This window comes from Bacteroidia bacterium (assembly GCA_016218155.1).
In the GTDB taxonomy this organism is placed as follows: Bacteria; Bacteroidota; Bacteroidia; order Bacteroidales; family GWA2-32-17; genus GWA2-32-17.
In genome coordinates this window covers 77502-90747 of record JACREQ010000047.1, presented here as the reverse complement: position 1 = coordinate 90747, position 13246 = coordinate 77502, and the positions used below count along the sequence as shown (strand labels likewise).

Sequence of the window (13246 nt, the reverse complement as noted above, 5' to 3'; positions counted from 1 at the left end):
TTTTTATTTTGCAAATATAACGAATGCCTTTTATATCTTTGAAGATATTTAAACAGGTTAAATAATGTTAAACAAGGCAACTGAAAAGGTACTCTTTTTGTCTTACTGTTTATTATTTAAAATTGACTTGTAATTTTGCTAAAAAATTAATGGATATGAAAGCAGTTAGAATTTTGTTGTTGTTAGTATTAATTGGTCTTAATACAACATTATTATTAGCACAGGGTTATAAAATTAAAATAAAGGTTAAAGGATTATCGGAGAAAGATACATTGTATCTGGCTCATAGGTTTGCTGATAAGTTGTATTCTGATGATACTACTTTAGTTGATAAAAGTGGTATGGGTACTTTTAATAAAAAAGAAAATCTTGACGGTGGAATTTATGTAGTTATAATTCCTGCTTTACAAAAAAGGTATTTTGAATTTTTAATGGACAAATCGACTCAGTTTACCATTGAAACTGATACAACTGATTTTATTGCAAACATTAAGGCTTCTGGTTCTGATGAGAATAAAATATTTTTCGACTGGCAAAGATCAATGGCCAGATTAGAGAAACAAATGAAAGCAGCTTCTGATAAAATGAAAGAATTTTCTGATAAAAAATTACAGGATTCTTTAAAAATATGGCAAGAGAAGGGTATTGCAATTGATAACGAAAGAAAAGCATTTTGGGAGAAAATTAAGAAAGACGATCCAACATCATTACTTGCAAAAATTTTAAATGTTTTAACTCCAGTTGAAATTCCAAAACCGGCTTATCCTGAAAATATGGCTAAAAGAGATTCGCTTGTAAGGTTATACCAGTATGTTTATAATAAAGATCACTATTGGGATAATGTTGATTTTAATGACGACCGCTTATTAAGAACACCATTTATTGAATCAAAAATGAAAGATTTTTTTAAAAATATAGTGCTTACTGTACCCGATTCTTTGTCAAAGGAGGCCACCAAATTATGTGAACTTGCCAGAAAAAATAAATACTTTTTTCAATATACTGTAATATATACAACAAACCATTTTGAAACATCTCAGATTATGGGAATGGACAGGGTATTTGTAAACCTTGCCGAAAAATACTATTTGTCGAATCAATGCTGGTGGGCAGATTCAACACTTTTAGCAAAAATCGGAGAAAGGGTTACTAAAATAAAACCAAATATGGTAGGTGAACTTGCACCCGATTTGAAAATGGAAGATCCTGATGGTAAAATGCATCAGCTACGTTTTGTTAAATCTGATTATACTGTTTTGATATTCTGGGAGCCAAGTTGTGGTCATTGTAAAAAAGAAATTCCAAAACTTCATGAATTATATAAAACATTAAGAGATAAAGGTGTTGAAGTATTTGCAGTTTATACTCAAAATGATGAGGCAGAATGGAAAAAATTTATTGATGAACATGGATTAGATTGGATAAATGTATACGACAGATACCATTTTACCAATTTCCGTAATCTTTATGATATTTATAGCACACCTGTAGTTTATATTCTCGATAAAAATAAAAAGATAATTGCAAAACGAATAGGGGTAGAACAAATTGAAAAATTTTTAGAATACGAAAGAAATAAAGGAAAAAAATAATGCGAATATTAAAAACTGTATTCTTTTTTTTATTTGCAATATCTTCTTTAACCATTTGTGCTCAAGGTTATAAAATTGAAATTCAAATAAAACAATTAGCAGATTCTAATGTATATTTGGGTTACCATTACGGAAATGAGCAATTTGTTATAGATACCGCTCATTTAAATAAAACAGGTAAAGGAGTTTTTGAAGGCAAAAAGGAATTACCTCAGGGTGTATATATGATTGTATTGCCAAGTATGACTTATTTCGATATTCTGGTTCCTAGTGCTCAAAAATTTTCTGTTAAAAACGATACCACTGATTTGAATTTATTTCTTGAAATTTCAGGTAGCCAGGAAAATGATTTATATGTCAAATATCAAAAATATACTGCAGAAAAAAGGGCTGAAATATCAAAGCTTTCAGATCAGATAAAATCTAATCCTAAGCTAAATTTAACAAATCAAAAAAGAATTGATAGCTTACAGATTGAAATCAGAAATGAAAGAAATAATATTATTAAATCATATCCCAAAACTTTTTTTGCAGCTTTATTAAAATCAATGGTTGATCCGGATTTGCCTGATAATCTTGCAAAGGCTGATAATCCTGCTGATGAAGAGAAAAAACTTAATTATCTTGCTTTACATTATTTTGATAATTACGATTTTAATGACGAAAGATTATTGTTCTCACCTGTTTTGTTTAATAAATTAATGACTTTTTATAGTAAACTTGTAATAAATACTCCTGATAGTGTAAATAAAGCATCTGATTTGTTGCTTGTTAAAAGCATGAAAAATCCTGAAGTTTACAGGTTTATTCTTAATACTTTAATAAGTACTTTCGATCTTTCTGGTGATTTGCCTAACGATGAAGCATTTGTTTATTTAGCAGAAAATTATTATTTAAACGAACTTGCACCATGGGTTAATGAAGAGTTTTTAGGTAGATTACGGCAGCATGTTACTGATCTTCGTCCTACACTTGTTGGTTCAGTTGCTCCACAATTAATATTAAATGATACTCTAAATAATGTTAAATCATTACATGATATAAGTTCTTGTTATACTCTGGTTTTATTCTGGAATCCTGATTGCGAACACTGTATCGATTTTATTGCAGAATTAAATAAGCTTTGTAAGATTTATCCTTCAACATATTTTCAGGTTTACACAGTGTTAGCAACAGACGACGAAAAACTATGGAAATCTTTTCTAAGAAAAAATGCATTCCCGTGGATTAATGTTTTTGATAAAACTAAAAAGAATGATTTTATTGATACATATAAATTATTTATGATTCCCAGAATGTATTTACTTGATAACAATAAACGCATTGTCAGAAAAGATTTTGAAGCTGATGAATTGCAGCAATACTTACAGAATCAGTTTGGGAAAGGTTGTAAGTAATGTTTATCATCCTGAGGTTCTCGAAGGATGCCATTATAACTCTGTTTTCTTTATTGTTAAATTATGATAAGGATTATAACTATTTAAGCGAAGCTAATTCCTTAGTTATTAGAGTTGGGATTACAAATCCCGACTAGCTAAAGTCAACCTGAGCGGAGTCGAAGGGTGTTTTAGCAATATCTTTCTTTGTTCAAATATCTCGATAATTTGTTAATTCTCCATTCACCGCTTTAATTAAAGCATCAGCTTTTATAAGGCATTCTTCGTATTCCTTTTCGGGATCAGATTTAATTGTAATTGCTCCGCCTGTAATAAATGACAAATATTTATTTGCTTTGTTAAATTGAATAGTTCTTATAACAACGTTAAAATCGAAATCCTGATTAGGTGTTATATATCCTACAGAGCCTGAAAATAATCCTCGTTTTGTTTGTTCAAATTCTTCAATTATCTGCATTGCCCGAATTTTGGGAGCGCCTGTCATGCTTCCCATAGGGAAGGCACCATTAATAACATCAGTGAAATTATATTTCTCTGATAATTCGGAACTGATGGTGGAAATCATTTGGTAAACCTGAGGGAATTCATAAATTCCGCATAATTCCTCAACTTTTACACTTTCAGCTACTGCAGTTTTTGATAAGTCATTACGTACCAAGTCAACAATCATTATATTTTCCGAGCGCTCTTTCTGACTTTTCTTTAAATTATTTTTTAGAATGTTATTTTCTGTTTCATCGTTTGTTTTTCTTGAAGTACCCTTAATTGGCTGAGAAATAATTTTATTACCGGTTTTCTTTAAAAACCTTTCGGGTGATGCGCAGCATAAATATTTTTCGTTAATTTTATAAAAACACGAGAATGGGGCAGGAGAGATGCTACATAAATTTATATAAAGTTCTGCAGGATTAATGTCAGTATTGTTATTGAAAAATTCCTGACAAAAATTCATTTCATAAATATTTCCGTTTTGAATATGTTCCTTTATAAGATTAATGTTATGAATGTATTCGGTTTTTGTATATCTTGAATTAATTTGAATATTTTTTAAATGTAAAGGATTAATTTCCGTATTCTTAATTTTTTCGATAAGCTCTATTACTGATTGCTCTTTGTCTTCTTCGGTATACCATACTAAAATAGTATTTTCATTAATTTCTATTACAAATCTTGGTCTGAAAAAAAACATTTCTTCAAAACCAATATTATCAATATTATCAGAAGTTAGTTCTTCTGTATAATTCTTTAAGTCGTAATTAAAATGACCGAATAGCCAGTCGTTATATTTATTCTGAAATTTTAAAAGACTATGGTAAGGATTTTCTTCTTTGTTAAAAATAATTGAATCTAATGAATCAATTGCTGCTAAAAAAATATAAGAATTGTAAACGTTGTTATAATTATTGCTATTTAAAATACATGACGTTGAAAGTGATTGAGAATAATAAATTAGTTTATTCTTAAAAAGTTCAGGATTTTCAATTTCAATTTTGAAGCAAGTTCTCATGGTGCAAAAATAAAAAAAGCCGACCATTTTTATAGTCGGCTTTCAAATATATTTTAAATCTGTTAATGTGCAGCAAGATATTGCGCAACTCCTTCTTGAGTAGCTTTCATTGCTTTGTCGCCTTTGTGCCAGTTTGCTGGGCATACTTCACCGTTTTCTTCGAAAAACTGTAAAGCGTCAACTATTCTGATAGCCTCGTCAATACTGCGACCAAGAGGTAAATCGTTTACAACCTGATGGCGAATAACTCCTTTTTTATCTATTAAAAATAATCCGCGAAATGCAACAGGTGCACCTACAAAACTTGCTTCACCTTCGTCATTATAATCCTGGTAACCTGCTAGTACATCATAATTTTCTGCAATAGTTTTTGCAAAATCAGAAACCAAAGGATATTTAACACCTTTAATTCCACCGTCTTTTAATTCGGTTTGTAACCATTTCCAGTGAGAAAATTCTGAGTCAACAGAACAACCTACAACTGCTACGTTGCGAGCTTCGAATTCTTTAATTTTGTCCTGAAAGGCAACTAATTCAGTTGGACAAACAAATGTAAAATCTGCAGGATAAAAGAAGAAGATTACTTCTTTTTTACCTATAAACTGTTCTAATGAGAAATCTGCTACAATTTCGCCACCGTTAACAACTGCTTTTGCTTTAAATAATGGTGCTTTTTTACCTACTAATACTGGCATAATTTTGATATTTAATTGATTAATTATTTAAATTTAACGGTACTAAATTACTATAATTAATTGTGTTTAGAAAGAGTTTAAATAAAATATATTTTTAAAAAATGTTAAAGGATGTCTTGTAACCAAACAAGTTTAATAATTTGAGCTAAAAAGTTAATAGTTATTAAGTTAATGAAATATTAACATAATAAATTATTAGTAATACAAATTTCTAACTATAGTATCAGATGGTGAAATCCATATTGAGTCGGAGTGCTGAACATATGAAGAACCACTGGCAACTGTCCATTGCAGAATAGCCCATTGTGAACCCCAGATTTTACAAATATGAAGAGTGTCAACGGAAGGACCTGAATATGATTTTAAAGTATCGGCACAACCATCCTGACAATTTGATGCACCTTTTACTAGCTTAAATGACATTAAGTCATTGGCAGTGTTCGGGTAAAAGTTTTTAATAAAAAGTTTAAGCCAACCTTCCTGGTGAACATAATATGTTTGATTATAATTTTCTCCTTTTTGAACTAATTCCGGGTTAATAATGTATTCATCAGTAAAATATCCTTCTTTAGTAAAACGTATTTTAAAATCCGAAACGCGAATACCTTCAAATTCAAAAGAAAAACTACCATCACCCTGAGTATAAGTTGAACTTATTGTAGAATATTGAGTGTTCCATGTTCCGCTGGTTACCGTTTTTGCATAAAGTACAGCCTTTACATTACCTATTGGTTGATTAAGCTGGCTGTTAATTACTGTTCCTGAAATTGTGAATTTATCGTTTTTCTTTTTGCAACTATAAAAAACAACTTGCAGGCAGATAAGAATGATTAAACCTAAGAATTTATAGTTTTTCATTAATTCTTTTTTTTACAAAAATATGATTATTTTAAGTACTAATGTTATGTCTGACACTTAAAATATTTGACATATTGTCATCATCTTTTTTCTTTAGGAATTTTAACTTTTATGTATAGGTTCTGATTATGTGATTGATAACAGAAAGGGTTAATAGAATTGTTGAAAACCTCTTTTTGGTACATACAATTTGCAGGATTTTTGAATGTTTATTTGTATATAAAAATTGAAAGATATGTTGGAGTACGTAAAAACAATTCTGCAAAAAGTAAGCTTTGATATGTTTTTGTTTAGAAAGGAATTACAGAAATCTATAGATTGGCTTACAGATAATGAAAAGGGTGAATTAAAACTTTGGCTAAATGTTTCATTTACCGGCGAGCACCGTCAAATTATAAAGGAAGTGCTCGAAAGAAGAAAGTAGAAAAAAATTAAAATTTAATATTTAAACCTATTTTAAGGTTTAAGCCTGATAATTTTATCTGGTAATCTTTTTGATCATTAAAAGGACCGGTTTTTAAAACATTTCCGTCAGCATCTGTTAGTTTTTTATAATTATAGGTAGCATAATCACTTTGAATATAAAACCCTACCGTTTTGCCAAAATAATGTTTAAAGCCAATGCCAGGTTGAATAGTAAACCCACCACCGGCAACCCATACATCTTTTTGTGTATCAATAAATTTAAAATTGGAATAACCACCGGCTAAGTTTATGTAGATTAAAGTTTTTTCTTTATTTAATATTCTGAATTGAGCATTAATTAAAGCATTTAATGAATGTGCTTTGTTTGCAGAATCTTTATCGTGCGCAAAGCCGTTTCTGTCTAATTCTAATCCAATACTAAATTTATTAGATATAGCATATTGGCATGAAATATTTAATAATGCAGCAACTGCAGTTCCGTTTTCATTACTTGTGTCATTATCCGAGGTTCCAAAAATTCCCAATCCTGTGCCTAAACTTATTTCTAAGTTATTTTTTTGAATTGCTTGTGATAAAGCAAGAAATGGAGTTAGTGTAAGTAAAATAAAAAGAATTTTTTTCATAATCATAATGCTTAAATTTGTATAGCAAATATAAGCTTAAATTTATTTTAATTAAAATTTACAGATAGTTATATGGAAAAGGAAAAACGTTATCAGCATATAATAAAACAACTTGAAAGTTTATTTGAAGTCACAGAATTCCCTATTTCAAGAATGGCAACAATATCCTCAATACTGCATAATAAAATGGAAGGATTTTTCTGGACAGGATTTTACTTATTAAATAATGGTGAGTTGTTAGTTGGACCATATCAGGGTTCACTTGCATGTCAGAAATTAAAAAAGGATACCGGTGTTTGCTGGGCAGGGGTAAATCAAAAGAAAACAATTGTTGTGCCCGATGTGCATGAATTCCCAGGGCATATCGCATGTGATTCAAGATCAAATTCAGAAATTGTAATACCTGTGTTTAATAAAGATTCTGAAATATTTGGGGTTTTGGATATTGATAGCAAAAACTTCAATCAGTTTGATTCTGTTGATGCAATCTGGCTTGAGAAAATAGTAAAGATGATTTAGAATTGATTATTTATTTGGGAATCCTCCATCTTGCCTTGATGGGATTGCCATTGATTGGCGAGATAAAGAAGCGCCTGCAAAAATCCCATACCCGTTTTCTATATTGTTATAGACCATCACCGGCTCTGAGAATGGAGAATTTCCTGAATTAGTTTGAGATTCTACAGTTTTTGCATATAAATAATAGTCCTTTGAAATAGAATAAAGCGAGATGTTAAACATACTTGCGCTATCATTGTAATTATATAAATTGAAAATGTCTATATCAAGAGGAAATGTTTTTGTTTTTCCATTAAACAAATTATCGTTAACCACAAATGAGCCCTGCCATGTAGCATCAAGTGACGGGTCGTCGGAATAATTTAAATAAATATTTTGAACAGTGTTGCCGGAATAATAATCAAAAAAACTTTTCTCAATTTTTATTAAATAATAATTTGTTTCGTCTGCTGGGTCATTTATTTGTAAATTAAAGCGGAAATAGTTGCCATTCTGACTGTGGTACGATGTTGTGTCGATATTAATTATTGAAACAGGATTTGGTATTGTTGCCGAACTATTTGCAGTTTTGTCATTAAATGACGCAGAAATTTTATAATTTTTTCCAATTGATGGTATTAATGAATTGGAGGAATAATATCCATGCGAAGAATATACAAGTGTGTCAATTATTGTTTCGTTTTCGGATATTGTTACAATAGCATTATTTATTTCCTGTGGCTCGGCATCATCGAGAATGAAATGACTTTGAAATACCTGAACTTTAAAAGTAGAGTCGGCACTGAACAAGCAATTAATTACAGGTTTTCTTCCTTTGTCAGGAATTTTCATGTCAATATATTTTTTGCATGAAATAAATATTAATAACAAAGATGCAAATATTAAATATGTTGTTATTGACTTCATAATTTAAAATTTAAAACTGTAAGAAAATGAAGGGATTATTGGGAAAAGACTAATTTGTGTAAGTCTGTTATGTCCATTGTCATCTCTGTCAAAATAAATATAAAATGGATTCTTTCTGTTATAAACGTTATAAATTCCTATACTCCATGTTCGTACTCCCCATTTTTTCTTTTTGTGCATATTTACTCCAATATCTAATCTGTGATAGGAGGGTGTTCTGAAACCATTTCGTCCGTCGTAATATTGTATTTCGTTATTGTAAGTTGGTTGAAAATAAAAGTTATTATAATTATTTACAGAAGGGTATTTTTCAATAGGCAACGAAACAGCATTTCCTGTACCGAATACCCAGGTTAACCCAACGTCGATTTCTTCGGTAAAATTATGTGTAATGGCAACAGCTATATCATGTCTGCGATCGTATCTATATGAGAATTTTTTCCCGAAGTTTAAATTGTCAAATTGTCGGTTCGACCATGCTAAAGTATAGCCAATCCATCCGGTTGTTTTACCTTTTGTTTTACGAATTAGAAATTCTGAGCCGTAAGCCCATCCTTTTCCAACTTCTACTTTGTTTTCCCATGATTCGAATGAACCGAAGAAATCAACGCCTTCCTTATATTCAATTAAGTTGCTCATTGTTTTATAAAATCCTTCAACACTAAATTCATAACCTTTTACTATATCGTAAAAAATTCCTGCAGCATATTGATATGAAATCTGTGGTTTAATGTTATTTGTTACAGGTAGCCAAAGATCGGTTGGTAATCCTATTCCACTATTTGTTAGTAAATGTAGATTCTGATTCATTTGTGTAAATGCAGCTTTAAATGATAGTTTTTCATTTACTAAATAACGTGCAGCAATTCTTGGCTGTATTGATTTATAAAAACTTTCTTTAACATAAAATCCACATAAATGTATTCCGATATTAGCTTTTAATCTGTCGGTGATTCTTATGTCATCTTCAGCAAAGAGTGTGACTTCATTGGCATAGATATCAGAATTACCAAATGTTGTATCGATATTTGAAGAATTGCTTGCATCATCAATTTTAAAGACATTAACACCCGGAGAAAAAGTGTGATATGTTTCAGAAATTCCAAACATAATATTATGATTTGGGTTAGGGTGAAAATCGAAATCAAGCTTGGCGGTAAGATCATTTATACCCGAAAAATATGTAAACTCGTAATTATTTGTTGTTGTGTTACCATTTGTAGTTTCCTTTGATGTTGAGTTTTGACCAACTTCAAATCTATATCTGCTATATGTTAAGGTTAAATTTCCAAATAATTTACGATTAAACATATGATTCCATCGTAAAGCAGAAGTGATATTTCCCCAAAGTAAAGCTGCTTTTTGAGTTTCCTCATATTTTGTGCTATTATAAGTATAATCTTCTTTCATTTTAGAGTATGCTTTATCTCTTCCTGTATAAACACTCAGGAATACACGATTTGTATCTGAGAAAATGTAATTTACTTTGGCATTAATGTCATAAAAATAATAACCTGCAGATACACCACCTGAACTTGCTTTTATTAATGGTTGAGCTAGTGCATCAATATAAGTTCTTCTTGCAGAAATTATAAATGATGATTTTTCCTTTTTTAATGGACCTTCAATTGTGAATTTTGAAGAAATTAATCCTACAGAACCTTCACCATGAAATTCTTTATTATTACCTTCTTTCATTCTAATGTCAATGACTGAAGATAATCTACCGCCGTATCTTGCTGGAAAACCTCCTTTTATTAGCGAAACTGTTTGAATAGCATCTGCATTAAAAACTGAGAAAAAACCGAATAAATGATCGGCATTATAAACTGGAACTCCATCAAGAAGAATAAGATTTTGGTCAGGACCACCACCTCGAACATAAAGACCACTAGTTCCTTCGCTTCCTGATTGAACACCAGGCATTAGCTGAATTGTTTTTAATACATCAACCTCGCCAAAGATTACAGGTAACGATTTTATAGTGTTAATAGGAATTTCAAGAAGACTCATTTGAGTTCTTTCAATCTGATTTTCTTCTTTTTTAGCAGTTACTTCAATTTCATTTAATGAAACTGAGGGATTAATTTGAAAATTTAAATATTGATTTTCGGTTAAATTAATGTCTTTTCTGATTTGTTGATAGCCAACATAAGATATTACTAGATGAACTTTTCCTGAAGGGAGAGTTAAACTAAAGAACCCGTATGGATTTGTAATTGCACCACGATGTGAAATAGTGTCAAATACAGATGCTGAAATCATTTTTTCGCCTGTAGTTAAGTCGCTTATATATCCGCTAATAGTATATTTTTGTGCAACAACAACTATTGTATTTATAAGAAAAAATGAAAATATTATTAGTTTTAATTTCATTTGATTTTTTTTAATCACCGATAAAAAACTAAAATTACATTTTTTTATTGTTTGTCATATATAATGAATTTGATTTTGCGATTAATCTTAATTTATGCTATTAATGTTTGGTAATCTACTAAATAAATATTACTTTTGCAGCCTTAAATTTTATTAACTAAATTATTTAAAGTATGTTAAACCAGTATGAAACCGTTTTCATTGTAACTCCCGTTTTGTCTGAGCCTCAGATGAAGGAAGCGGTTCAAAAATTCAGAAACCTGATTACGGACAACGGAGGCAAGATTGTCCATGAAGAAGATTGGGGCTTAAAAAAGCTTGCTTATCCTATTCAGAAAAAAACAACCGGATTTTATTCTCTTTTTGAATTTAATTCAGAACCAGCTTTTATTAATAAACTCGAAACGGAATATCGTCGTGACGAGCGTATTATTCGCTTTATGACAACTAAATTGGATAAATTTTCAATTGAGTACAACATTAAAAAGCGTACAAAAGGAATGGGAAAACAAGTTAAAAACGAAAAATCGGAGGACTAAGAAATGGCATATACACCAGGCGCAGGTAGTGAAATAAGATATCTCACACCTCCATCATTTGATGTAAAAAAGAAAAAATATTGTCGCTTCAAAAAAAGCGGAATAAAATACATTGATTATAAAGATCCTAATTTCTTAAAGAAATTTTTGAATGAGCAGGGTCGTTTATTACCTCGTAGAGTTACAGGTACTTCTTTAAAATATCAACGTAAAATTGCTCAGGCTGTTAAACGTTCACGTAACATAGCTCTTTTACCATTCTTAACCGATTTGTTGAAGTAAATAAAGGAGGAAATACAAATGGAAATTATATTAAAACAAGACGTACAGACATTAGGTCATAAAGATGACTTAGTAAAAGTAAAAGATGGTTACGCACGTAATTATCTTATTCCTCAGGGTTTTGCTGTTTCTGCAACTGATTCTAACAAGAAAATAAATGCAGAAAACATTAAACAAAGAGCTCATAAAGAACAAAAACTTCGCAATGATGCTGAAGCAGCTGCTAAGAAATTAACCAGTGTTTCATTAAAAATTGGTGCTAAAACCAGTTCAACAGGTAAAATATTTGGTTCTATCAATACTATTCAGATTGCAGAAGCTCTTTCAGCTAAGGGTTATGCTGTTGAAAGAAAAAATATTACCATTTATGAAGCTGATAATATTAAAGAAGTTGGTGCTTTTAAAGCTAAAGTTAAATTATACAGAGATATTACAGTTGATATAGATTTCGAAGTAGTATCTGAGTAAGATTTTAATTATAATATTTAAAACCGGCTAAAGCCGGTTTTTTTATTTTATAGAACTGTGCAAGCGAGGATCGGGAACGCATGCATCAGAATAAGAATAAGGAAGTTTGGGTTATAGAAAGGCACAGGCGAGGACGTTGCGCCAGAAAGGTTTGATTTATGAAAGAGGTTAATGCGTTTAAACAATAAGCGCGAACGCTTATGTAAAAATAAAAAAACCGACAAAATTGCCGGTTTCTTTATGTATCTTTAGGTTTATGTTAATTCTTTATTAACTGTTTAGTAAATGAATCTTTTCCATTTGAAATAGAATAGATATACATTCCTTTACATAGTTTAATTCCATCAAAATCAAAATAGTTCTCGCCTCTTACAGCTACCATTGATTCTTTGTAAATAAGATTTCCAACAACATCGAAAACACTTAATTTAACTTCACCTGAACTAGGAGATATAAAACCAATTTTAGAACTATAGCTGAAAGGATTTGGTTTGCTATCTAAAACAGAAAATTTATTCTGATTTATTATTGAATAGCCTGTTCCGCCAGGGTGAATTGTGATAGCTAAAGATGTGTCGTCTACCTGATCGGTAACAGCTACAGGAGCTCCAAAAACACTAATGTAAGGAGTTACTGTAATAATTAGAGGATATGTACCTGCTGTTGTTGGAGTACCTGAAATAAGTGTACAGTATCTTGTATAAGGAGTAGTTACTGCAAATTCTCCATTAGCAGGATTTGTAACATAAGTTAATCCTGGAGGAATATTTCCAACAGATTTAATTTTAATTTTTACAATATTTATTGTAGAGCCACCAACAGATCCAGTTGCAGGAGGAATGATAGTAACAACCTGACTGTATGGTATACCAACTGTTCCGTCTGGTAGAATTTCAGGGCAAATTTCGCCTGGGTTTAACACATCCATACATGTTGGATCAGGGGTGCATTGTGCTTGAGTGTTAAAACTTGCAGCTACAATGCTTCCAATTATAAATAGAGAGTAAAGTATTTTCATAATTGTTATTTTTTCCAAAAATAAGAAAATTTCTGAAATA

14 protein-coding genes are annotated in these 13246 nt (G+C 30.5%); 7 read left to right on the top strand and 7 right to left on the bottom strand.

The features are described from left to right. Nucleotides 1-155: 155 nt before the first annotated feature. Together HY951_09505 and HY951_09500 are read left to right on the top strand one after the other, a co-directional pair. The gene (locus HY951_09505; GenBank protein ID MBI5540280.1) at nucleotides 156-1592 is read left to right on the top strand and encodes a redoxin domain-containing protein; all 1437 of its coding nucleotides are present in this window, start codon (nucleotides 156-158) and stop codon (nucleotides 1590-1592) included. Then, nucleotides 1592-2989 carry a DUF5106 domain-containing protein gene (locus HY951_09500; GenBank protein MBI5540279.1) on the top strand — a complete coding sequence of 466 codons (1398 nt, stop codon included), beginning with the start codon at nucleotides 1592-1594 and terminating at the stop codon, nucleotides 2987-2989. The genes HY951_09505 and HY951_09500 overlap by 1 nt, the downstream gene beginning before the upstream one ends. Nucleotides 2990-3179: 190 nt before the next feature. Here the strand turns inward: HY951_09500 and HY951_09495 are convergent, their stop codons facing one another. From HY951_09495 to HY951_09485, 3 genes are all read right to left on the bottom strand, one after another. Next, nucleotides 3180-4496 (bottom strand): anthranilate synthase component I family protein, encoded by a 1317-nt coding sequence (locus HY951_09495; GenBank protein MBI5540278.1) that lies wholly within the window; start codon nucleotides 4494-4496, stop codon nucleotides 3180-3182. Between the two features lie 62 nt (nucleotides 4497-4558). After that, nucleotides 4559-5191: a peroxiredoxin gene (locus tag HY951_09490; protein MBI5540277.1), complete on the bottom strand. Its 633-nt coding sequence runs from the start codon at nucleotides 5189-5191 to the stop codon at nucleotides 4559-4561. Between the two features lie 195 nt (nucleotides 5192-5386). Next, nucleotides 5387-6049, bottom strand: a complete 663-nt coding sequence (locus HY951_09485; protein ID MBI5540276.1) for a carboxypeptidase regulatory-like domain-containing protein — start codon at nucleotides 6047-6049, stop codon at nucleotides 5387-5389. 235 nt (nucleotides 6050-6284) lie between these two features. On the opposite strand from HY951_09485, the gene HY951_09480 reads away from it, so the two are divergent. Then, nucleotides 6285-6473 (top strand): hypothetical protein, encoded by a 189-nt coding sequence (locus HY951_09480; protein ID MBI5540275.1) that lies wholly within the window; start codon nucleotides 6285-6287, stop codon nucleotides 6471-6473. Between the two features lie 7 nt (nucleotides 6474-6480). Here HY951_09480 and HY951_09475 read toward each other — a convergent pair whose 3' ends face one another. Next, nucleotides 6481-7098, bottom strand: a complete 618-nt coding sequence (locus tag HY951_09475; GenBank protein ID MBI5540274.1) for an outer membrane beta-barrel protein — start codon at nucleotides 7096-7098, stop codon at nucleotides 6481-6483. Nucleotides 7099-7170: 72 nt separating this feature from the next. On the opposite strand from HY951_09475, the gene HY951_09470 reads away from it, so the two are divergent. After that, the gene (locus HY951_09470) at nucleotides 7171-7617 is read left to right on the top strand and encodes a GAF domain-containing protein (GenBank protein MBI5540273.1); all 447 of its coding nucleotides are present in this window, start codon (nucleotides 7171-7173) and stop codon (nucleotides 7615-7617) included. 6 nt (nucleotides 7618-7623) lie between these two features. On the opposite strand, the gene HY951_09465 is transcribed toward HY951_09470, so the two are convergent. Together HY951_09465 and HY951_09460 are read right to left on the bottom strand one after the other, a co-directional pair. Then, nucleotides 7624-8523, bottom strand: coding sequence for a DUF4249 domain-containing protein (locus tag HY951_09465; GenBank protein MBI5540272.1), 900 nt, complete (start codon nucleotides 8521-8523; stop codon nucleotides 7624-7626). A gap of 3 nt (nucleotides 8524-8526) precedes the next feature. Further along, the gene (locus tag HY951_09460) at nucleotides 8527-10899 is read right to left on the bottom strand and encodes a TonB-dependent receptor (protein MBI5540271.1); all 2373 of its coding nucleotides are present in this window, start codon (nucleotides 10897-10899) and stop codon (nucleotides 8527-8529) included. Between the two features lie 173 nt (nucleotides 10900-11072). Here HY951_09460 and HY951_09455 point away from each other — a divergent pair, with 173 nt between their 5' ends. The 3 genes from HY951_09455 to HY951_09445 are packed head-to-tail and all read left to right on the top strand — an operon-like array spanning nucleotide 11073 to nucleotide 12188. Then, complete coding sequence (locus tag HY951_09455) at nucleotides 11073-11438, top strand: 30S ribosomal protein S6 (GenBank protein MBI5540270.1); 366 nt, start codon at nucleotides 11073-11075, stop codon at nucleotides 11436-11438. A 3-nt stretch (nucleotides 11439-11441) separates the two neighbouring features. Next, nucleotides 11442-11720 (top strand): 30S ribosomal protein S18, encoded by a 279-nt coding sequence (locus HY951_09450; protein ID MBI5540269.1) that lies wholly within the window; start codon nucleotides 11442-11444, stop codon nucleotides 11718-11720. 18 nt (nucleotides 11721-11738) lie between these two features. Beyond that, nucleotides 11739-12188 carry a 50S ribosomal protein L9 gene (locus tag HY951_09445; GenBank protein MBI5540268.1) on the top strand — a complete coding sequence of 150 codons (450 nt, stop codon included), beginning with the start codon at nucleotides 11739-11741 and terminating at the stop codon, nucleotides 12186-12188. Between the two features lie 259 nt (nucleotides 12189-12447). On the opposite strand, the gene HY951_09440 is transcribed toward HY951_09445, so the two are convergent. Further along, on the bottom strand, nucleotides 12448-13206 hold the full coding sequence (locus tag HY951_09440; GenBank protein ID MBI5540267.1) for a T9SS type A sorting domain-containing protein: 759 nt from the start codon (nucleotides 13204-13206) through the stop codon (nucleotides 12448-12450). Nucleotides 13207-13246: the final 40 nt, after the last annotated feature.

What these genes read in the sequence shown, in the direction of transcription:
- HY951_09505 (MBI5540280.1), top strand. Translation starts at nt 156, where the DNA reads ATGAAAGCAGTTAGAATTTTGTTGTTGTTAGTATTAATTGGTCTTAAT.
- HY951_09500 (MBI5540279.1), top strand. Translation starts at nt 1,592, where the DNA reads ATGCGAATATTAAAAACTGTATTCTTTTTTTTATTTGCAATATCTTCT.
- HY951_09495 (MBI5540278.1), bottom strand. Translation starts at nt 4,496, where the DNA reads ATGAGAACTTGCTTCAAAATTGAAATTGAAAATCCTGAACTTTTTAAG.
- HY951_09490 (MBI5540277.1), bottom strand. Translation starts at nt 5,191, where the DNA reads ATGCCAGTATTAGTAGGTAAAAAAGCACCATTATTTAAAGCAAAAGCA.
- HY951_09485 (MBI5540276.1), bottom strand. Translation starts at nt 6,049, where the DNA reads ATGAAAAACTATAAATTCTTAGGTTTAATCATTCTTATCTGCCTGCAA.
- HY951_09480 (MBI5540275.1), top strand. Translation starts at nt 6,285, where the DNA reads ATGTTGGAGTACGTAAAAACAATTCTGCAAAAAGTAAGCTTTGATATG.
- HY951_09475 (MBI5540274.1), bottom strand. Translation starts at nt 7,098, where the DNA reads ATGAAAAAAATTCTTTTTATTTTACTTACACTAACTCCATTTCTTGCT.
- HY951_09470 (MBI5540273.1), top strand. Translation starts at nt 7,171, where the DNA reads ATGGAAAAGGAAAAACGTTATCAGCATATAATAAAACAACTTGAAAGT.
- HY951_09465 (MBI5540272.1), bottom strand. Translation starts at nt 8,523, where the DNA reads ATGAAGTCAATAACAACATATTTAATATTTGCATCTTTGTTATTAATA.
- HY951_09460 (MBI5540271.1), bottom strand. Translation starts at nt 10,899, where the DNA reads ATGAAATTAAAACTAATAATATTTTCATTTTTTCTTATAAATACAATA.
- HY951_09455 (MBI5540270.1), top strand. Translation starts at nt 11,073, where the DNA reads ATGTTAAACCAGTATGAAACCGTTTTCATTGTAACTCCCGTTTTGTCT.
- HY951_09450 (MBI5540269.1), top strand. Translation starts at nt 11,442, where the DNA reads ATGGCATATACACCAGGCGCAGGTAGTGAAATAAGATATCTCACACCT.
- HY951_09445 (MBI5540268.1), top strand. Translation starts at nt 11,739, where the DNA reads ATGGAAATTATATTAAAACAAGACGTACAGACATTAGGTCATAAAGAT.
- HY951_09440 (MBI5540267.1), bottom strand. Translation starts at nt 13,206, where the DNA reads ATGAAAATACTTTACTCTCTATTTATAATTGGAAGCATTGTAGCTGCA.